This window comes from Streptomyces sp. NBC_01283, from assembly GCF_041435335.1.
In the GTDB taxonomy this organism is placed as follows: Bacteria; Actinomycetota; Actinomycetes; order Streptomycetales; family Streptomycetaceae; genus Streptomyces.
In genome coordinates this window covers 6,140,421-6,160,245 of the sequence record NZ_CP108430.1, presented here as the reverse complement: position 1 = coordinate 6,160,245, position 19,825 = coordinate 6,140,421, and the positions used below count along the sequence as shown (strand labels likewise).

The window sequence follows — 19,825 nt, the reverse complement described above, 5'->3', positions numbered from 1 at the left end:
ACGCACGTGACCGCGATCGTCAGAATCCTGGCCCGCCGCCTCCTCCTGCTCGTCCCGCTGCTGCTCGGCATCGTCCTGTTCGTCTTCCTCGTGATGCGCTTCTCGGACATCGACCCGGCGTCGGCGTTCTTCCAGGGCGCCAATCCGACCCCGGAGCAACTGCACGAGTTCCGTGAGGAGAACGGCCTGCTCGATCCGCTGCCGGTGCGCTACGTCGCGTTCGTCGGCGATCTCGTCCAGGGCGACATGGGCATCAGCGTGCTCACCCGCTCACCGGTGGTGGAGCAGGTCACCACCGCGCTTCCGCTCACCGTGCAGCTCACCTTCATGGGCCTGGGCATCGCCGTGGTGATCTCGCTGCTGCTCGGTGTGACCGCCGCGATCTACCGCGACCGGCTGCCCGACCAGCTGATCCGCGTCATCTCGCTGACCGGGGTGGCGGCGCCCGGCTTCTGGCTGGCGCTGCTCATGATCCAGTACTTCGCGGTGGAGGCGGGCTGGTTCCCGACCGGCGGGTACGTCAACCCCGGCGACTCGTTCACCGGCTGGCTGAAGACGATGACGCTCCCCGCGCTCGCGCTCTCCCTGCCGGTGGCCGCCGGGCTCACCCGCATCATCCGCACGGCGGTGGTCGAGGAACTCGACAAGGACTACGTGAGGACGGCGATCGGCAGCGGCCTGCCACCGGTCGTGGTGGTCGGCCGGAACGTCCTGCGCAACGCCCTCATCAACCCGCTGACCGTGCTCGGCCTGCGCGTCGGCTATCTGCTCGGCGGCGCCGTCGTCATCGAGACGATCTTCTCGCTGCCCGGCATGGGGAAGCTGATGATCGACGCCGTGAAGAACGGCGACCCGGCCGTCGTGCAGGGGGTCGTCATCACGACGGCCGTCGGATTCGTGATCGTGAACCTGGTCCTCGACATCCTCCACCTGCTGGTCAATCCGCGTCTGAGGGGGGCCTGATGGTCACGTCGCGCAAAGCCCTGGCAGAGCGGCTCTCGCGGCCCGGCATCCGGCTGCGCTCCCTGCGCCGCCTCCCGGTGCTCTCGCGCGTCGCGGTGGGCGTGGTCGGGGTGGTCGTCCTCGTGGCGCTCTTCGCGCCGCTGCTCGCCCCGCACGACCCGCTCGACCAGCAACCCCAGGTCGACGGCACGGGACACCCGTCGGCGGACCACTGGATGGGCCAGGACAGCCTCGGCAGGGACATCCTCAGCCGGCTGATGTACGGGGCGCGCTGGTCCCTGGCGATCGGACTCGGGGCGACGCTGCTCGCCCTGCTCGTCGGTGCCCTGCTCGGGGCGATCGCGGCGACCTCGCGCAAGGCGGTCGACGAGACGCTGATGCGGGGCCTTGACATCGTCATGGCGTTCCCGGGGATCGCGCTCGCCGCCGTGCTCGTGGCGGTCTTCGGCGGCGGCATCCTCGTCCTGATCTGCGCCATCGCGTTCCTGTTCACCCCGCCGATCGCCCGAGTCGTGCGCGCGAACGTGATGGACCAGTACGGCGAGGACTACGTCGTCGCCGAGCGTATCGTCGGCGCCCGCACCCCGCACATCCTCATCAGGCACGTGGCCATCAACTGTGCCGCACCGATCCTGGTGTTCTGCACGGTGCAGGTCGCCGAGGCCATCGTCTTCGAGGCCTCGCTGTCGTTCATCGGCGCGGGCGTGCGGCCCCCGGACCCGTCCTGGGGCAGCGTCATCGCCGACGGCAAGAACATGGTGCTGCTCGGCGGCTGGTGGGCGACGGTCTTCCCCGGCCTGCTGATGCTGATCACGGTCCTGTCCCTGAACATCCTCTCCGAGGGCGTCTCGGACGCGTGGGCGGCGCCCGTCTCCCGCGACGTGCCGCGCGGCGCCCGCAAAGAGGACCCCCTCGAAGCTCCCGAGCCGGGCAGCGGCGAGGTCCTTGAACTGCCGGGCCTGACGGAGGCGGCCCAGCGTCTGCGCTCCCGCGCGCGCCCGCTGCCGGAGGGCGCTCCGGTGCTGAGCGTCTCCGGCCTCACGATCGGCTTCGACGCCCGGCACGGCGGCGTGGACATCGTCGACGGCATCAGCTTCCACGTACGGCCGGGTGAAGTCCTCGGCCTGGTGGGCGAGTCGGGCTGCGGCAAGTCGCTCACCGCGCTGACCGTGATGGGCCTGGAACCGAAGGGGGCCCGCATCGGCGGCCAAGTCACGTTCGACGGCGAGCAGTTGATCGGGATGCCGATGCGCACCCGCAGGCGGCTGCTCGGCCACGACATGGCGATGATCTACCAGGACGCCCTGTCCTCCCTCAACCCCGCGATGACGGTCCGGTCCCAGCTCAAACAGGTCGTACGGCGGGGAGGGCGCCGCACGGCGGTCGAACTCCTCGAACTGGTCGGCCTGGACCCGGACCGCACCCTGCGCAGCTATCCGCACGAGCTCTCCGGCGGCCAGCGCCAGCGCGTCCTGATCGCGATGGCGCTCTCCCGCGACCCGAAGCTGATCGTCGCGGACGAGCCGACGACCGCCCTGGACGTCACCGTGCAGGCCCAGGTCATCCAGCTCCTGCTGCGCCTGCGCGAGGAACTGGGCTTCGCGCTGATCCTCGTCTCGCACGACCTGGCCCTGGTCGCGGACGTCACCGACCGGGTGGTCGTGATGTACGGCGGCCAGATCGTCGAGACGGGCGTGACGGCGGACCTCGTCGAGGCACCCTCGCACCACTACACGCGCGGCCTGCTCGGCTCGGTGCTCTCGCTCGAATCGGCGGCGGAACGCCTCACCCAGATCAAGGGCGTCGTGCCCTCGCCCGCCGACTTCCCCGCGGGCTGCCGGTTCGCGGACCGGTGCCCCCTCGCGAGCGAGGTGTGCCGCACGACGGCGCCCGGACTCGTCGGCGGGGCACGGCACTCCATCGCCTGCCACCATCCGGCGCAGCAGCCGCCGCGGGTGCCGGAACCCAGGGGAAGCGAGGCCCTCCAGTGACAGGGACAGCGACAGAAACAGCGGCAGCGACAGGGACAGCAGACGACCTGATCACCCTCTCCGACGCGCACGTCGTGCACCGGGCGCGCTCGGGCGGGCTGTTCTCGCGCGACCGCGTGTACGCCCTGACCGGCGCCGATCTGACCATCGCGCCCGGCGAGACGGTGGGCGTCGTGGGCGAGTCGGGGTGCGGCAAGTCGACGCTCGCGAAGGTGCTCGTGGGAGTGCAGCGGCCCACGGCGGGCACGGTGTCCTTCCGGGGAAGCGACCTGTGGACGATGCCGCCCGCCGAGCGGCGGGCCGCGATCGGCGGGCACACCGCCATGATCTTCCAGGATCCTTCGACGGCACTGAACCGCAGGCTGACGGTGCGCCAGATCCTGCGGGACCCACTGGACGTGCACAAGGTGGGCACGTCCGCTCAACGCGACGTACGCGTGCGTGAGTTGATGTCCCTCGTCGGGCTGCCCAAGGTCCTCGCGGACGGGCTGCCGGGGCAGCTGTCGGGCGGGCAGCGGCAGCGCGTGGCGATCGCGCGCGCACTGGCGCTGGAACCGGATCTCGTGGTGGCGGACGAGCCGACGAGCGCCCTCGACGTCTCGGTGCGCGCGCAGATCCTCAACCTCCTCCTCGACCTGAAGGAGCGGCTCGGTCTGGCCCTGGTCTTCGTGTCGCACGACATCCAGACGGTGCGAAGGATGAGCGACCGGGTCATCACCATGTATCTGGGCAGGATCGTGGAGGAGTCACCGGCCCAGGAGATCCTGGACCGGGCACGGCACCCGTACACCCGGGCGCTCTTCTCGGCGACGCCCGGCCTCCTCGACCCCATCGACCCGATCCCGCTCGTCGGCCCGGTCCCGTCGGCCACCCGGCCGCCGAGCGGCTGCCCGTTCCGTACGCGGTGCTGGAAGGCGGACGACGTTTGCGCCGCCACCATGCCGGACTTCGCGTCGACGGAGGGGTCCGGGCACCGCTACCGCTGCCACCACCCCGTGCGGGACGGCCAGTCCACGCACGAGCTAGTGATCCAGTCCGCCGCCACGGACGCGAGCCCCAGGGAGAATCCATGACCGCCCGCCCGTCGCCCGCCACCGCTCCTCCAAGGATGCGCTTCTCGCCTTCTGAATCCCCGCTCACCGGTGTCGTACCGCCCGTCTGCACCCCTCTGACACCGGACCGCGAGGTGGATACAGCGTCGCTCGTCAGGCTGGTCGACCACTTGGTGGCGGGCGGGGTCGACGGCCTGTTCGTCCTCGGCTCGTCGTCGGAGGCGGCGTACCTGACGGACAGCCAGCGCAGGCTGGTGGTCGACACGGTGGCCGGACACGTCGGGGGCCAACTCCCCGTCCTGGCAGGGGCGATCGACATGGCCACGCCACGGGTCCTCGACCACGTCCGCTCGGTGACGGACGCGGGGGCCGACGGAGTGGTGGTGACGGCCCCCTTCTACACGCGCACCCACCCGGTGGAGGTGGCACGCCACTTCCGGCTGGTCGCGGCGGGGTCACCGGTACCGGTCTTCGCGTATGACCTCCCGGTGGGCGTCCACACGAAACTGGCCGCGGAGCTCGTCCTTGAACTGGCGGCGGACGGCGTGCTCGCCGGTCTCAAGGACTCCAGCGGGGACGAGGGGAACTTCCGTGAGGTGGTGCTCGGGGCGCGGGGGCGGGCGGACCTCTCGGGCTTCAGCGTGCTGACGGGTTCGGAGACGACGGTGGACACGGCGCTCGCGATGGGCGCGGACGGGGTGGTGCCGGGCCTGGGGAACGTGGACCCGGAGGGGTACGCGCGGCTGTACCGCTCCTGCCGGGAGGGTGACTGGGTGCGGGCACGGGCCGAACAGGAGCGGCTGTGCGGCCTGTTCGGGATGGTGCGGGTCGGGGATGCCGGGCGGATGGGCGGCAGCTCGTCCGCGCTCGGCGCGTTCAAGGCGGCGCTGCATCTGCGAGGTGTGATCGCGTGTGCGGCCACCGCTGAGCCGCAGGTGCCGCTCTCCTCCGGAGAGGTTGAGCGGGTGGGGAAGTTCTTGGCCGGGGCCGGGTTGTTGTAGCCCCCGGCGTCCCGCTGCGGGGCGGCGTCGCGTGCCGTCTGTCACCGGCTTCGCCGAGTTCGTCCTCAAACGCCGGACGGGCTGGAATTCTCCCCGGACGGGCTGAGGCCGCGGAATCAGCCCGTCCCCGTCACTCCCGGCCGCACCAGCCCCGACTCGTACGCCACGATCACCAGCTGCGCCCGGTCCCTCGCCCCCAGCTTGCCCATGATCCGGCTGACATGTGTCTTCGCGGTCAGCGGGCTCAGCCCCAGCGACTCCGCGATCTCCGTGTTGTTCAGGCCGCGCGCCACCAGGGCGAGCACCTGGCACTCCCGCTCGCTCAGCTGCCCGGAGAGCACCTCCGGCAGGGACACCTCGGCCGGTGCCCGCAGGGCCCGTGCGATCAGCCGGGACGTCGGGCCCGGTGAAAGGAGCGACTCCCCCGCCGCCACCGTACGGATCGCCTCCAGGAGCTCCCCCGGCTTCGTGTCCTTGACCAGGAAGCCGGACGCCCCGGCCCGCAGCGCGTCGACGACGTGCTCGTCCGTGTCGTAGGTCGTCAGCATCAGCACCTTCACGCCGGCCAGGTCCTCGTCCTGGGCGAGGAGCCGCGTCGCCTCGATCCCGTCGAGGTCGGGCATCCGGATGTCCATGACGATGAGATCGGCACGCTCCGACCGGGCGAGGTCGACCGCCGACCGCCCCGTGCCCGCCTGTCCCACCACCTCCATGTCCGGTGCGGACTCGACCAGCATCGCGAACGCCGCCCGCACCAGCGTCTGATCATCGGCAAGCAGTACACGGATCGTCATTGAAGCCCTCCCCCGGCAGACCCCGCAGACCCTACAGAGGCCAGCGGCAGCACGGCCGACACCGTGAACCCGCCGCCCTCCCTGGGGCCCGCCTCCAGTGTGCCGCCCACGCTCCGGGCCCGTTCCCGCATCCCGACGAGGCCGAATCCGGGCGTGCGGGACGGCGCGACGGCCGCGGTCCCGTCGTCCGTGACGGTCACCCGCAGCGCCGCGTCCGACGTGTGTATCCGCACCTGGACGGTGAGCCCGGGACCGCCGTGCCGCACCGCGTTCGTCAGGGCCTCCTGCACGATCCGGTAGGCCGCGGCGCCGACGGCGGGCGGCGCCTGTGCCTCCCGTACGGCCAGCTCGACCTCGGCGCCCGACGTCCGCGCCGCCTCCGCCAGATCGGCGAGACCGTCGAGCCCCGGCAGCGGGCCCCGCGGCTCATCGGCGGTGCCCGCCCGCAACACGTGCAGCGTGGCCCGGAGTTCGCCCCGCGCGGAGCGGCAGGTGTCGGCGATGTCGTCGAGGGCCTTGGCCACCGCCGCCCGGTCGAGGCGCTCCGGGTCGGCGGCCAGGACATGCGCCGCCACGGAGGTCTGGACGCCGACCAGGGTGATGCTGTGCGCGAGCAGGTCGTGCAGATCGCGGGCGACCCGCAGCCTCTCCTCGGCGACCCGCCGCCGCGCCTCCTCCTCGCGCGTACGCTCCGCCCGCTCGGCACGTTCCAGTACGGAGGTGACGTACTGGCGGTGGATGCGGACATAGACGCCGAGCAGCAGCACGGAGACGATCCAGCCGGAGATCCTGAGGACCTCGGCCACCTGGTGCGGGGCGACGCTCGCGTTGACGGTCAGCGTGATGCCGACGACGAGGAGGCCGGTGATCAGGGCACGGCGCGGGCGGCCGGACACGGCGACGGTGTAGAGCGCGACCATGCCGACCGGGACGGCGGCCATGTGCGTGTAGTCCACGGCGTGGTACGGGGCGACGCAGGCGACCACCGCGAGGAGCACGAGCAGGGGGTGGCCGCGTCGCCACGCCAGCGGCACGTGCGCGCAGAGCAGCAGCGTCCACCCGAGGAGGTCGGGCCTGCGGCCGTCGTCGACGAATGCGGCGAGGAGGCCGGACAGCACCGCGAGCCCCGCGGCGAACAGCGCGTCGTCGCGCAGGGCGCGCCGGCTGCCGGGCACGGCTCCCGTCAAGGCGAGCAGGCCACGCGGCGCGGACGACCTCTCGTGAACCCGCGGTATGTCCCCCACAGTTGCATCCTCCCGTACGAGGGTGCCCCTCCGGCGGGAAAGGGGCACCCTGAGGCGGTCGACGTTCAGGACACGGTGGCCCGTTGGGGCTTCTGGGCCGCTCCTGAGGCGGGCGCCGGGCGTGAGAGGTTCCCCGGCCACCACACCTTCCGCCCGAGCGCCACGCTGGCGCTCGTGACCAGATACGTCCGCACCAGGAACGTGTCGAGGAGCACCCCGACCGCGATCACGAAGCCCAGTTCGACGAGCTGCACCAGCGGCATGCTGGTGAGCACCGCGAAGGTCGCCGCGAGCACGAGACCCGCCGACGCGATGACGCCGCCCGTGGTGCGCAGCGCGGTCAGCGCCGCCTCCCCCGGTTCCGCTCCGGCGAGGGACTCCTCGCGCATGCGGTGCATCAGGAAGATGCCGTAGTCGACGCCCAGGGCGACGAGGAAGACGAAGGACAGCAGGCCGAGCCCGGGATCCGTGCCCTCGAAGCCGAAGAGCGGCTCGAAGACCAGGCCCGCGATGCCGAGCGAGGCTCCCCATACGGCGACCACGGCGGCGAGGAGCAGCAACGGCGCGACGAGGGACCTCAGCAGCACCACCAGGATCAGCAGGACCGCCGCGAGGACCAGTGGCACGATGATCAGGCGGTCACGGTCGTTCGTGTCCTTCAGGTCGAGTTGCTGGGCGCTCGCGCCGCCGACGTAGGAGCCGTCGAGGTCCGACCGCAGTGCCTTGATCGTCGCCGTCTCCCCCGCCGACTCGGGCGCGGACGTCGCGACGACGGAGAACTCCGTCCAGCCCTCGCCCGTACGTCCCTTGGCGGCGCTGTCCACGCCCTTGGTGCCCTTGATGTCGGCGAGGGCGTCGGTGGCCCGGTCGGCGGGCGTCATCACGGTGATGGGCCGGGTGCCGTGTTCGGGGTAGGCCTTGGCGAGGGTCTCCATCGCGGTGACGGAGTCGGGGGTCTTGGTGAAGGAGTCCTCCTGCTTCAGGGCGCCCGGCAGGTTCAGCGCCCCCAGGGCGAGCGCGCCGAGCAGCACGGCGCCGCCCGCGAGCACGGTGAGGGGCCTGCGGCCCGCCGAACTCCCCATCATGGAGAAGAGGCTGCGCCGCTGCTTGGGCTCGCTGCCGAAGGCGGGCACGAGCGGCCAGAACACGCGCCGTCCGAGCAGGACCAGGAGCGCGGGCAGCAGTGTCAGCATCGCGAGGAGCGCGCACAGCACGCCGACCGTGCCGAGCGGGCCCATGCCGCGGCTGCTGTTGAGGTCGGCGGCGAGCAGGCAGAACAGCCCGAGCGCGACCGTCCCGGACGAGGCGAGCACGGCGGGTCCGCAGCCCTTGAGCGCGGCGACCATCGCGTCGTAGGGCCGTTCGATCCTGCGCAGTTCCTCGCGGTAGCGGGAGACGATGAGCAGGGCGTAGTCGGTGCCCGCGCCGAACACGAGGATCGTCATCACGCCGCTGCTCTGGCCGGTGACGGACGTCCCGAAGCCTTCGTGCAGGCCGTATGCGATGCCCATCGCCAGGTAGTCGGCCATGCCCGCCACGGCGAGCGGCACGAGCCACAGGAACGGGCTGCGGTAGATGAGGATCAGGAGCAGCGCGACCACGCCTGCGGTGGTGTAGAGCAGCGGCCCGCCGAGCGAGTTGTAGACCTTGCCCGCGTCGGTGGTGAGGGCTCCGGGGCCGCCGACGTCGACGTTCAACCCACCTCTGTCGTGGGCGACTTCGCGCACGTCGTCGACGAGTGCGTCCCTGGCCTTCTCGTCCTGTCCGGGCTCGTTGCTGGCCACCGGGTACATCAGCGTGGTGCCGTCCTTGGACGGTACGGCGCGTGGGGTGGCGGTCAGCTTGTGGGCCTTGCCGATCTCGGCGATGTGGGAGGCGGCGGCCTTGCGGTCGGCGGCGGTCAGTCCTCCGTCGCGGTGGTAGACGAGCACGAGTTCGGTGGCCTCGCCGCCGGGCAGCTGGGCCTGGAGCTTGGCCACGTGGGTGGAGTCGGCGCTGGCGGGGAGGTAGTCGACGACGCGGTCCTGCTGGGCGTCGGCCAGCTTCGACGCGAAGGGCCCGGCGAGCGCGATGACGGCGATCCACAGCCCCAGGAACAGCCAGGGCACGGCTCGGCGCCGTCGTGAGGTGGTCTGTTCGGCCCGCATGACGGGCCTCCTTCCGGCAGGTTGGCAGGTTCGTTGCCAACCCTTCCGGAGGGGGCCGTGCGATCCGTCGGGCGTGAGGGCGAGTTGGGGCGTACGGCGCAGGGAGGCGGCGGGGCCGCACTACTCCCCCGGGAGTACGGCGGTCCGGCTCACGCGGGGTCGGGCGTGGGCCGTGCGCCGGTCAGAAGTGGGTCGTCCTGGCCGCCACCATCAGCCGCGTGACCTCGTCGGCGCCGATGGTCAGCGCGCCGCCGACCGTGGCGAGGACTTCGCGTTCGGCGGGGGTGTACGGGCCGTCGGCGAGTGCGATCCGGGCGCCCTGGAGCAGCAGCGCCTCACGTCCGGCCGGGGCGAGGTGCGGGGCCAACGGGCCGAGCGCCTCGTGGAGTTCTATGGCCAGTCCGGGCCCGCAGTCCGGGACGGTCGCGCGGCCGGTGTCGGCGGCGAGCGCGTCGACGAGCGCGACGAGTTGTTCCTCGCGGCAGTCGTCGAATCCGGCGCCGCGCAGCGCGCCGACGGCCGCGTCGAGCGTGGAGCGCGACGAGGTGCCGCCCGCGGCGAGGATCGCGAGGACGACGGTGTGCACGGCGTCGCGGACCATGGCCGAGAGCCGGGTGGTCGTGGGATGGCCGAGAACGTCCGTTCCGAAGTGGTCGCCGCAGGCGGCGCACTCGACGATGGGCCCCGTGGTGCCGCGCGGCAGGACCGGGACACCGAGCAGGACGAAGCGGCGACGGCCGGTGCGGCGCTGGAAGTTGCGGTCACCGCCGCAGCCGGGGCAGAAGAACTCGCCGTCCCCGACGGTGGTCCAGGCCGTATGCACGCCGATCACGCGCCGGCGCAGGACCCGCCCGCGTGAAACGGGCATGGCGAAGATGCGGGAGTCCCGGCCGTTTCGTCCCCGATCTGGCAGCACCACGCACCTCCGTAACACCCCGGCGACATTGCCGCGTTGGGCGTGATGTTAGCCACATTGTTGATGTGGCGTCAGCACCCTGTACGAGAGATGGCCGGTAGACGACCTGGACACGGCCGCACGCAAAAGCGCCGGACGGGCCCATTCGAGCCCGTCCGGCGCTTGCTGACGTCGTGCTTGAGGCGCGAGGCGCAGGTCAGCGGGCCGCGCGGTTCACCGCGGAAACCGCGGCCTTCAGCGAGGCACGTGTCGTGTTCGCGTCGATGCCGATGCCCCACAGAACCTTGTCGCCGATCGCGCACTCGATGTACGAGGCGGCCTGCGCGGAGGCTCCCTCGCTCATCGTGTGCTCCTGGTAGTCCAGGAGGCGTACGTCGATGCCGATGCCCTGCAGGGCGTTGAAGAAGGCCGAGATCGGGCCGTTGCCGGTGCCGGTCAGGACCGTGTCGGCGCCGTCGACCGTCGCCTCGACGGTCAGCGTGTCCGTGCCGTCCTTGTCGGTGGTGGTCTGGCCGTTCTTGACCTGGATGCGTCCCCACGGGTTCTCGGGGTTGGGCAGGTACTCGTCCTGGAAGATGCCCCAGATCGCGTCCGGCGTGACCTCGCCGCCGTCGGTGTCGGTCTTCGTCTGGATGATCTTCGAGAACTCGACCTGCATGCGGCGCGGCAGGTCCAGGTTGTGGTCGCTCTGCAGGACGTAGGCGATGCCGCCCTTGCCGGACTGCGAGTTGACGCGGATCACGGCCTCGTACGAACGGCCGACGTCCTTCGGGTCGATCGGCAGGTACGGGACGGCCCACTCGATCTCGTCGACCGTCTTGCCCTGCTGCTCGGCCCGGACACCCATCGCCTCGAAGCCCTTCTTGATGGCGTCCTGGTGGGAGCCGGAGAAGGCGGTGTAGACGAGGTCACCGGCGTACGGGTGGCGCGGGTGGACCTCCATCTGGTTGCAGTACTCGGCGGTGCGGCGGATCTCGTCGATGTCGGAGAAGTCGATCTGCGGGTCGACGCCCTGCGAGAACAGGTTCATGCCCAGGGTGACCAGGTCGACGTTGCCGGTGCGCTCGCCCTGTCCGAACAGGCAGCCCTCGATGCGGTCGGCGCCGGCCATGATGGCCAGTTCGGCGGCGGCGACGGCGGTGCCGCGGTCGTTGTGCGGGTGGACCGACAGGCAGACGTGCTCGCGGCGCGACAGGTTCCGGGACATCCACTCGAAGCGGTCCGCGTGGGTGGAGGGCGTCGAACGCTCCACGGTGGCGGGCAGGTTGAGGATGATCTCGCGGCCCTCGGCGGGCTGCCACACGTCGCAGACGGCCTCGCAGACCTCCAGGGCGAAGTCCAGCTCGGTGTCCGTGAAGATCTCGGGGCTGTACTGGTAGCCGAAGACGGTCTCGGGGCCCAGCAGCTTCTCGGCGTACTCCATGACCAGGCGCGTGCCGTCGACGGCGATCTGCTTGACCGCGTCCTTCGAGCCGCGGAAGACGACCTCGCGCCAGACGGGGGCGGTCGCGTTGTACAGGTGGACGGTGGCGCGCCTGGCGCCGACCAGCGACTCGACCGTGCGGGCGATGAGTTCCTCGCGGGCCTGGGTCAGGACGGAGATCGTCACGTCGTCCGGGATCGCGCCATCCTCGATGATCGACCGTACGAAGTCGAAGTCGGTCTGGCCCGAGGAGGGGAAGCCGACCTCGATCTCCTTGTAGCCCATGCGGACCAGCAGGTCGAACATCTCGCGCTTGCGCGCCGGGGACATCGGGTCGATCAGCGCCTGGTTGCCGTCACGCAGGTCCGTGGAGAGCCAGCGGGGAGCGACCGTGATGCGGTTGTCCGGCCACGTGCGGTCGGGGATGTCGACCTGGTCGTACTGGCCGTACTTGTGGACCGGCATGGACGTGGCGCGCTGCAGATTCGGCTTGATGGCCATGATGCGGGGGCTCCTCGGGAGTGTCCTTAAGGACGGCCGACGGTCGCTTCGCGAGCAACACCGAACTCCGCGGGGAGGGGGTCGGCCTCGACTACAGGCCCTCGCCGCGGCAGCTAAGGAGAAGCAGCCCGTAACGCATGATGCTCCGCAGCCTAGCCGAGCCGCGCTGTGTGCGCGGTGCCGTATCAGTATGCGGGATCGCCGTCAGGTAACGGCCAAGAGGTGATCAATACCTCTATTTCACTAATCATGGTTGCAGGTAGTGACAGCGGCATGACCCAGTGCCACATTTGCCGCCATGACCGCCAATCCAGGCTTCGAGCCTGTCTTCTGCAGCATCATTCCGCCTCACGTGCTCGACACTCTGGCCCAGAGTGACGACGCCGCGCTCGCGGGCCCCGCCCGCCGCACCCTGGAACGGGACTCCATCGAGCGCACCCACCGCCGTCTGACCACGGTCATCGGCGCCCCGTCCGTCTCGCTGCCCAAGGAAGCGGCGGAGAACAAACCGCACCGCACGATCTACGACGCGCGGCACAAGACCGACCTGCCGGGCCGCAAGGTCCGCGGTGAGGGCGAGAAGCCCGGCAAGGACGCGACCGTCAACCGCGCGTACGCGGGTCTCGGCGCGACCTTCGAGCTGTACCTGAAGACGTACCAGCGCAACTCCATCGACGGCAGCGGACTGCCGCTGAACGCGACCGTGCACTACTCCGAGGAGTACAACAACGCGTTCTGGAACGGCGAGCAGATGGTGTTCGGCGACGGTGACGGCGAGATCTTCCTCGACTTCACCATCCCCGTGGACGTCATCGGCCACGAGCTGACGCACGGCGTCACGCAGTACACGGCGAACCTCACGTACTTCGGCCAGCCGGGCGCCCTGAACGAGTCCCTTTCGGACGTCTTCGGCTCGCTGATCAAGCAGTACACGCTCGGCCAGAGCGCCTCCGAGGCCGACTGGCTGATCGGCGCCGGGCTGCTCGCCCCGCGCGTCACGGGCAAGGCGCTGCGCTCCATGAAGGAGCCGGGCACGGCCTACGACGACGACGTGCTGGGCAAGGACCCGCAGCCCGCCGACATGGACCACTACGTCCGCACGGGCCGCGACAACGGCGGCGTGCACATCAACTCCGGCATCCCCAACCGCGCCTTCTACCTGGTCGCCGACGCCCTCGGCGGCAACGCGTGGGAGCGGGCGGGGCAGATCTGGTACGCCGTCCTGACCGGCGGCGAGCTGGCGCAGGACGCGTCGTTCACGGACTTCGCGAAGCTGACGGTGGCCGCGGCGCGCGCGAAGTACGGCGACGGCGACGAGCACAAGGCCGTCATCGACGCGTGGTCCACGGTCAAGGTCCCCGCCACCGACTGACGGACGGCCACCGGCCGGCGGACGCGCTACCGGCCGCCCACCCGGTGGAGTAGACAGGACCCATGCGTATCCAGGTGAAGCGGACCGGAGGATTCGCGGGCATCGACCGGCATGCCGAGGTGGACACCTCGGAGCTGGCCGATGCCCCGGAATGGCACGCCCTGGCCGAGGAGGCCGTGGCCGAGGGCCGGAGCACCCCGCCCATAGGGGTGCCGGACGGCTTCAGCTACCAGCTGACGGTGGACGGGCGGACGGTGTACTGCTCGGACCCTCGGCTGACGGAGCCGCAACGCAAGCTGATCTCGCGCGTGCTGAAGGAGGGCGCCTAGCGAAGAACCGGAAAAACTGAGCGTTGTTCATCTTTCTTCCGCACGCCCATTGACTTCCGTACTCGACGGTACGGAAGATCCCGCCCATGGCAGCGAGTGCGGCGATACCCCAGTTCCCCCACGACTTCCTGTGGGGCGTGTCCACATCGGCCCACCAGATCGAGGGCGCCGTCGACGAGCGCGGCGCCTCGGTGTGGGACGCGTTCACCGCCGTCCCCGGCCACGTCAAGGACGGCACCACGGCCGCCGTCGCCTGCGACCACTACCACCGGTACCGCGAAGACGTCGCGCTCATCCGGGAGCTGGGCGTGGACGCCTACCGCTTCTCGGTGTCGTGGCCGCGCGTCCTGCCGGGCGGCACGGGCGAGGTGAGCGCCGCGGGCCTGGACTTCTACGACCGGCTCGTCGACGAGCTGTGCGCGGCGGGCGTGCGCCCCGTCCCGACGCTCTTCCACTGGGACACCCCGCTGGCGCTCGCCGAGCAGGGCGGCTGGCTGCGGCGGGACACGGCCGAGCGGTTCGCCGAGTACGCGGCCGTGGTGGCCGCCCGCATCGGCGACCGCGCCAAGAAGTGGATCACCCTCAACGAACCCGCCGAGCACACCCTCCTCGGTCACGCCCTCGGCCAGCACGCGCCCGGCGAGCAGCTCATGTTCGACGCGCTGCCGGTGGCGCACCACCAGCTCCTCGCCCACGGCCTCGCCGTACGGGCGCTGCGCGCCGCGGGCGTCACGGACATCGGCATCGCCAACTCGCACGGCCCGACCTGGCCGGCGTCGTCCTCCGCCGAGGACACGGAGGCGGCGGACTTCTACGACGTGCTCCTCAACCGCCTGTTCGCGGACCCGCTCATCCTGGGCCGGTACCCGGACGGCATCGGGGAGCTGATGCCGGGCGACGACATCGAGGCCGATCTCAAGGTCATCGCGGAACCGGTCGACTGGTACGGGATCAACTTCTACCAGCCGACGAAGGTGGGGGCCCCGCTCCCGGCGGCGGCTGCGACGGAATTCTCGGGCCTGACACTGCCTCCGGAACTCCCTTTCGCGCCACGCGAGTTGGATGGGTATCCAGTGACGGACTTCGGCTGGCCGGTGGTCCCGGAGTCGCTCACCGAGCTCCTCACCGGCTTCCGCGACCGGTACGGTGACCGCCTCCCGCCCCTGGTGATCACCGAGAACGGCTGCTCGTACGAGGGGATCGACGACCAGCGGCGGATCGACTACCTCGACGGCCATCTCCGCGCCCTGCACCGGGCGCTGGAGGCGGGAGTCGACGTACGCGGCTACTTCGTCTGGTCGCTGCTGGACAACTTCGAGTGGGCGGAGGGCTACAAGCAGCGCTTCGGCCTCGTCCACGTCGACTACACCACCCTCGCGCGCACCCCGAAGGCGTCGTACGCGTGGCTGCGCGAAGCACTCAGGGCGCAGCGGGCCCACCAGGCGCCACAGGCATGACCGCGGAGCCGGCCGAGGCGCTCAGGGAGCCGGCCGAACGGGTCGGGCGGAGCTGGACGAGCGCGCTCTCGCTCGCCAACGGGGCGATCTGGGTCGGCTGGTACGGCCCGCTGCAGATCCTGCTGGCCCTCCAGGCGGAGGACCTCGCCCCGGCCGGCACGTCGAAGGAGACGGTCCTGGCGTGGGTGGCGGGCGCGGGGGCCGTGGTCTCCCTCGCCTCGAACCCGCTCTTCGGCGCGCTCTCGGACCGGACGGTGTCGCGCTTCGGGCGGCGCACGCCGTGGATCGTGGCGGGCACGGCGGGCGGCGCGGCGGCGCTCCTGCTGCTGTCGGCCGCCGGGTCGGTGTGGTGGATGGCGGCGGGCTGGTGTCTGGTCCAGCTCACCCTGAACGCCGCGTTCGCCGCGGTCACGGCGGCCGTGCCGGACCGGGTGCCGCGGCTCCAGCGGGGCGCGGTGGGCGGTTGGCTCGGGGCGGCGCAGATCCTGGGCGTGGTGGTGGGGACGGGCCTCGCGACGGCGGCCGGGGGTGTGGGCGCGGGCTACGCGGCGTGCGCGGTGTTCACCGTGGCGGGAGTGCTCCCGTACGTCCTGCGCCACCGGGACCTGCGCCTTGCCCCGCAGGACAGGCCGCCGTTCGCGTGGCGGTCGTTCGCCGCCGCGTTCTGGCTGAGCCCGCGCCGCTACCCCGACCTGGGCTGGGCCTGGCTGACCCGCTTCCTGATCAACCTCAGCAACGCGCTGGTCCTGCTCTATCTCCTCTACTACCTGCGGGACCGCCTGGAGTACTCCGACCCGGACGAGGGCGTCCTGATCCTCACCGCGGTGAACGGCCTGACGCTGCTCGCGACGGTGGTCGTGGGCGGCGTCTGGTCGGACCGCGTGGGCCGCCGCAAGCCGTTCGTGCTCTGGTCCGGCGTCCTGATCGCGGTGGCGACGGCGCTGCTGTCCGGCTGGCAGACCTGGCCCGGCGCGATCGTCGCGGCGGCCGTGCTCGGGGTGGGCTTCGGCGTCTTCACGTCCGTGGACTTCGCGCTGATGACGGACGTGCTCCCCAAGGCCATGGACCGCGGCAAGGACATGGGCGTCATCAACATCGCCAACTCCCTGCCCCAGGTGGCGGCCCCCGCCCTGGCGGCACCGATCGTGACGCACCTGGGCGGCTACCGGGTGCTGTACCTGGTGGCGGCCGCGATCGGGCTGGCGGGGGCGCTGCTTGTGACGCGGATCAGGGGCGTGGAGTAACCGGGTCTCTCAGAAGCCCAGCTTGCGGAGCTGCTTGGGGTCACGCTGCCAGTCCTTGGCGACCTTCACGTGCAGGTCCAGGAAGACAGGCGTTCCCAGCAGGGCCTCGATCTGCTGGCGGGACTTGATCCCGACCTCCTTGAGGCGCTTGCCCTTCGGGCCGATGATGATGCCCTTCTGGCTGGGGCGCTCGATGTAGACGTTCGCGTGGATGTCGAGCATCGGCTTGTCCGCGGGCCGGTCCTCGCGCGGCAGCATCTCCTCCACCACGACGGCGATGGAGTGCGGCAGCTCGTCCCGTACGCCTTCCAGCGCGGCCTCGCGGATCAGCTCGGCGACCATGACCTGCTCGGGCTCGTCCGTGAGGTCGCCCTCGGGGTAGAGCGGCGGGCTCTTCGGCAGCATCGGGACGATGAGGTCGGCGAGCAGCTGGACCTGCTTGTCGCCGACCGCCGAGACCGGCACGATCTGCGCCCACTCGAAGCCGAGCTCCTTGCCGAGCTGGTCGATGGCGATGAGCTGCTCGGCGAGGGTCTTGCTGTCGACGAGGTCGGTCTTCGTGACGACCGCGATCTTCGGGGTCTTCTTGATGCCGGCCAGTTCCTTGGCGATGAACCGGTCGCCGGGGCCGAGCTTCTCGTTCGCGGGCAGGCAGAAGCCGATGACGTCGACCTCGGCCCAGGTGGTCCGCACCACGTCGTTGAGGCGCTCGCCGAGCAGCGTGCGCGGCTTGTGGAGCCCGGGGGTGTCCACCAGGATCAGCTGGGCGTCCGGCCGGTGCACGATGCCGCGGACCGTGTGCCGCGTGGTCTGCGGCTGGTTCGCGGTGATCGCCACCTTCTGGCCGACCAGAGCATTCGTGAGGGTGGACTTGCCCGCGTTGGGGCGGCCCACGAAGCAGGCGAAGCCGGCGCGGTGGGCTGCCCCCGACGATTCGGACGGCTCGGATGACTCGGTACGAACGCTCATGGCGCCCATTCTCCCTGATCGCCGGAGGGCCGCAGCACCCTGAGGCACCGATCGTGCTCTGATGGGGCACGGACAAGGCATCGGTGAGGCATCGGTGAGCTCACGGAAACCGCCGCGCAACACGAAACACGACGGAAACACCCGGGTGCCAGATCGGAAACGCGGGGCGGTGACGCTCTCCCTCTGCGCCCCCACCCGGAGGAGAGATTCCCCGTGCAGACCCTGTACTCCCCGGCCTCCCTCACGACCCTGGCCGCGGCCAAGGGCCCCGACACCGGCGACACCGCCTGGCTGCTCGCGGCCACCGCCCTCGTCCTGCTGATGACGCCGGGCCTCGCGCTCTTCTACGGCGGCATGGTCCGCACGAAGAGCGTCCTCAACATGCTGCTCATGAGTTTCGTGTCGATCGCCCTGGTCACCGTGGTGTGGCTGCTCGCCGGCTACTCGCTCGCGTTCGGCGACGACGCGTTCGCGGGCCTGATCGGCGGCGTCGATCACCTCGGCATGGCGGGCATCGGCCCGAGCTCCCTCACGGGCACGGTCCCCACCCTCCTCTTCACCACCTTCCAGCTCACTTTCGCGATCCTCACCACGGCACTGATCAGCGGCGCGATCGCGGACCGCACGAAGTTCACGGCGTGGCTGGTCTTCGTGCCGGTCTGGGCGCTGCTCGTATACGTTCCCGTGGCGCACTGGGTCTGGGGCCCGGACGGCTGGATCTCCTCGTCGCTCGGCGCGCTGGACTTCGCGGGCGGCCTGGTCGTCGAGATCGCCTCCGGCGCCTCCGGCCTGGCGCTCGTCCTGGTCCTCGGCCCGCGCATCGGCTTCAAGAAGGACGCGATGCGTCCGCACAACCTGCCGATGGTCCTGATGGGCGCGGGCCTGCTCTGGTTCGGCTGGCTCGGCTTCAACGGCGGCTCGGCCCTCGGCGCGAACGGCCTCGCGGCGGCCTCCCTGCTGAACACGCTCCTGGCCGGCTGCACGGGCCTGCTCGGCTGGCTCTTCGTCGAGCAGAAGCGCGACGGCCACCCCACGACGTTCGGCGCGGCATCGGGTGCGGTGGCGGGTCTCGTCGCCATCACCCCGGCGTGCGGGGTCGTAGGGGTGCTCGGGGCCGCGGTGGTCGGTCTTGCGGCGGGTGTGGTCTGCTCGTACGCCGTGGCATGGAAGTTCCGCTTCGACTACGACGACTCGCTCGACGTGGTGGGCGTGCACTTGGTGGGCGGCATCGTCGGCACGCTCCTGATCGGCCTGTTCGCGACGGCCACGATGACGGACGGCGCGGAGGGCCTCTTCTACGGGGGCGGGCTCGCCCAGTTGGGCAAGCAGACGGTGGCGGTGCTCGTCGTGGCGGCGTACACGTTCGCCGTGACGTTCGGCATCGGCAAGGTGATCGACAAGCTGATGGGCTTCCGCGCGTCCGCCGACGACGAGATGACGGGCCTGGACCAGACGCACCACGCGGAGACGGCCTACGATCACGGCGTCCTGGTCAGCCCGATGAAGGGGAGCACCATCCGATGAAGCTCGTTACCGCGGTCATCAAGCCGTTCCGCCTGGACGAGGTGAAGACGGCACTGCAGGAGCTCGGCGTCCTGGGCCTCACCGTCACCGAGGCCAGCGGGTACGGGCGCCAGCGGGGACACACGGAGGTGTACCGGGGCGCGGAGTACCAGGTGGACCTGGTGCCGAAGGTGCGTCTGGAGGTCGTCGTGGACGACGCGGACGCCGACCCGGTGATCGACGCGATCGTCCGCGCGGCGGCCACGGGCAAGATCGGTGACGGGAAGGTGTGGGCGGTGCCGGTGGAGACGGTGGTGCGGGTACGAACGGGTGAGCGGGGTCCGGACGCGGTGTGATTTCCCCTACCCCGCCCCTTCCCGAGAACCGGCTGCTCCGGGGCGTCCTCAAACGCCGGACGGCTGAAAGACTTCCCCGGACCGGCGGAATTCTCAGCCCGTCCGGCGTTTGAGGACGAACTCGGCGAAGCCGGTGACGGCGGCAACCAAGGCCCCCGCGCCAGAGCGGTTTTCGGGAAGGGGCGGGGTTGGGGAAAAGGTCAGTTCGCCTCGACCCGCACCCGAACCTCACCATCAGGCCCCGCAAGGAAAACCGGCGTCCCGGCCCCGCCAAGATCCCGCACAGCGGCAAGGTCCTCGGCGGAGAGCTCCGACGCGCCGGAGACTACCGCCGCCGCCTCAAGGGACTCCGCCCCGGACGCGACCGCCATGGCAACGGCGGTACGCAAAGCGGAGAGCTGAAGGGAGGAAAGCGCGACGGTCCCGGCGACATACGTCCGCCCCGTCTCGTCCCGCACAGCGGCCCCCTCGGGCACCCCGTTCCGCGCCCGCGCCGAACGAGCCAGCACAACGATCTTCCGGTCCTCAGCGTCAAGCGCAGCACTCTCGGTCATGAGCCGAGC

The 19,825-nt window shown here is 71.0% G+C and carries 17 protein-coding genes; 10 read left to right on the top strand and 7 right to left on the bottom strand.

Annotated elements, in window-relative coordinates:
* Positions 1–6 precede the first annotated feature (6 nt).
* From OG302_RS27830 to OG302_RS27815, 4 genes are read left to right on the top strand one after another with little or no spacing between them, the layout of a single operon-like run.
* Positions 7–963: an ABC transporter permease gene (locus tag OG302_RS27830; RefSeq protein ID WP_371529266.1), complete on the top strand. Its 957-nt coding sequence runs from the start codon at positions 7–9 to the stop codon at positions 961–963.
* Entirely contained in the window at positions 963–2,954 is a 1,992-nt protein-coding gene (locus tag OG302_RS27825) for a dipeptide/oligopeptide/nickel ABC transporter permease/ATP-binding protein (protein ID WP_371529265.1), read from the top strand. Before OG302_RS27830 ends, OG302_RS27825 begins: the two co-directional genes overlap by 1 nt.
* Complete coding sequence (locus tag OG302_RS27820; protein ID WP_371529264.1) at positions 2,951–4,027, top strand: oligopeptide/dipeptide ABC transporter ATP-binding protein; 1,077 nt, start codon at positions 2,951–2,953, stop codon at positions 4,025–4,027. Before OG302_RS27825 ends, OG302_RS27820 begins: the two co-directional genes overlap by 4 nt.
* Positions 4,024–5,007, top strand: coding sequence for a dihydrodipicolinate synthase family protein (locus OG302_RS27815; protein ID WP_371529263.1), 984 nt, complete (start codon positions 4,024–4,026; stop codon positions 5,005–5,007). Before OG302_RS27820 ends, OG302_RS27815 begins: the two co-directional genes overlap by 4 nt.
* Positions 5,008–5,123: 116 nt before the next feature.
* On the opposite strand, the gene OG302_RS27810 is transcribed toward OG302_RS27815, so the two are convergent.
* The 5 genes from OG302_RS27810 to leuA form a co-directional block, all read right to left on the bottom strand.
* Positions 5,124–5,801, bottom strand: coding sequence for a response regulator (locus tag OG302_RS27810; RefSeq protein ID WP_371529262.1), 678 nt, complete (start codon positions 5,799–5,801; stop codon positions 5,124–5,126).
* A complete protein-coding gene (locus OG302_RS27805; RefSeq protein WP_371750250.1) occupies positions 5,798–7,036 on the bottom strand; it encodes a sensor histidine kinase in 1,239 nt (412 codons plus the stop codon). The genes OG302_RS27810 and OG302_RS27805 overlap by 4 nt, the downstream gene beginning before the upstream one ends.
* A 74-nt stretch (positions 7,037–7,110) precedes the next feature.
* Positions 7,111–9,192 (bottom strand): MMPL family transporter, encoded by a 2,082-nt coding sequence (locus tag OG302_RS27800; RefSeq protein ID WP_371529261.1) that lies wholly within the window; start codon positions 9,190–9,192, stop codon positions 7,111–7,113.
* Positions 9,193–9,373: 181 nt separating this feature from the next.
* Positions 9,374–10,108, bottom strand: a complete 735-nt coding sequence (locus OG302_RS27795) for a TerB family tellurite resistance protein (protein ID WP_371529260.1) — start codon at positions 10,106–10,108, stop codon at positions 9,374–9,376.
* Between the two features lie 196 nt (positions 10,109–10,304).
* On the bottom strand, positions 10,305–12,032 hold the full coding sequence (gene leuA / locus OG302_RS27790; protein WP_371529259.1) for a 2-isopropylmalate synthase: 1,728 nt from the start codon (positions 12,030–12,032) through the stop codon (positions 10,305–10,307).
* Positions 12,033–12,330: 298 nt separating this feature from the next.
* Here leuA and OG302_RS27785 point away from each other — a divergent pair, with 298 nt between their 5' ends.
* The 4 genes from OG302_RS27785 (at position 12,331) to OG302_RS27770 (ending at position 16,434) form a co-directional block, all read left to right on the top strand.
* The gene (locus OG302_RS27785; protein ID WP_371529258.1) at positions 12,331–13,404 is read left to right on the top strand and encodes a M4 family metallopeptidase; all 1,074 of its coding nucleotides are present in this window, start codon (positions 12,331–12,333) and stop codon (positions 13,402–13,404) included.
* Positions 13,405–13,466: 62 nt separating this feature from the next.
* A complete protein-coding gene (locus OG302_RS27780; protein ID WP_371529257.1) occupies positions 13,467–13,733 on the top strand; it encodes a protealysin inhibitor emfourin in 267 nt (88 codons plus the stop codon).
* 86 nt (positions 13,734–13,819) lie between these two features.
* Positions 13,820–15,190, top strand: coding sequence for a GH1 family beta-glucosidase (locus OG302_RS27775; RefSeq protein ID WP_371529256.1), 1,371 nt, complete (start codon positions 13,820–13,822; stop codon positions 15,188–15,190).
* Positions 15,187–16,434: an MFS transporter gene (locus tag OG302_RS27770; protein WP_371529255.1), complete on the top strand. Its 1,248-nt coding sequence runs from the start codon at positions 15,187–15,189 to the stop codon at positions 16,432–16,434. The genes OG302_RS27775 and OG302_RS27770 overlap by 4 nt, the downstream gene beginning before the upstream one ends.
* 9 nt (positions 16,435–16,443) lie before the next feature.
* Here OG302_RS27770 and era read toward each other — a convergent pair whose 3' ends face one another.
* The gene (gene era, locus OG302_RS27765; protein WP_371529254.1) at positions 16,444–17,412 is read right to left on the bottom strand and encodes a GTPase Era; all 969 of its coding nucleotides are present in this window, start codon (positions 17,410–17,412) and stop codon (positions 16,444–16,446) included.
* A 204-nt stretch (positions 17,413–17,616) separates the two neighbouring features.
* Here era and OG302_RS27760 point away from each other — a divergent pair, with 204 nt between their 5' ends.
* Positions 17,617–18,927 (top strand): ammonium transporter, encoded by a 1,311-nt coding sequence (locus OG302_RS27760; protein WP_371529253.1) that lies wholly within the window; start codon positions 17,617–17,619, stop codon positions 18,925–18,927.
* On the top strand, positions 18,924–19,262 hold the full coding sequence (locus OG302_RS27755; protein ID WP_371529252.1) for a P-II family nitrogen regulator: 339 nt from the start codon (positions 18,924–18,926) through the stop codon (positions 19,260–19,262). The genes OG302_RS27760 and OG302_RS27755 overlap by 4 nt, the downstream gene beginning before the upstream one ends.
* Before the next feature lie 200 nt (positions 19,263–19,462).
* On the opposite strand, the gene OG302_RS27750 is transcribed toward OG302_RS27755, so the two are convergent.
* Positions 19,463–19,816 carry a cytidine deaminase gene (locus tag OG302_RS27750; RefSeq protein WP_371529251.1) on the bottom strand — a complete coding sequence of 118 codons (354 nt, stop codon included), beginning with the start codon at positions 19,814–19,816 and terminating at the stop codon, positions 19,463–19,465.
* Positions 19,817–19,825 lie beyond the last annotated feature (9 nt).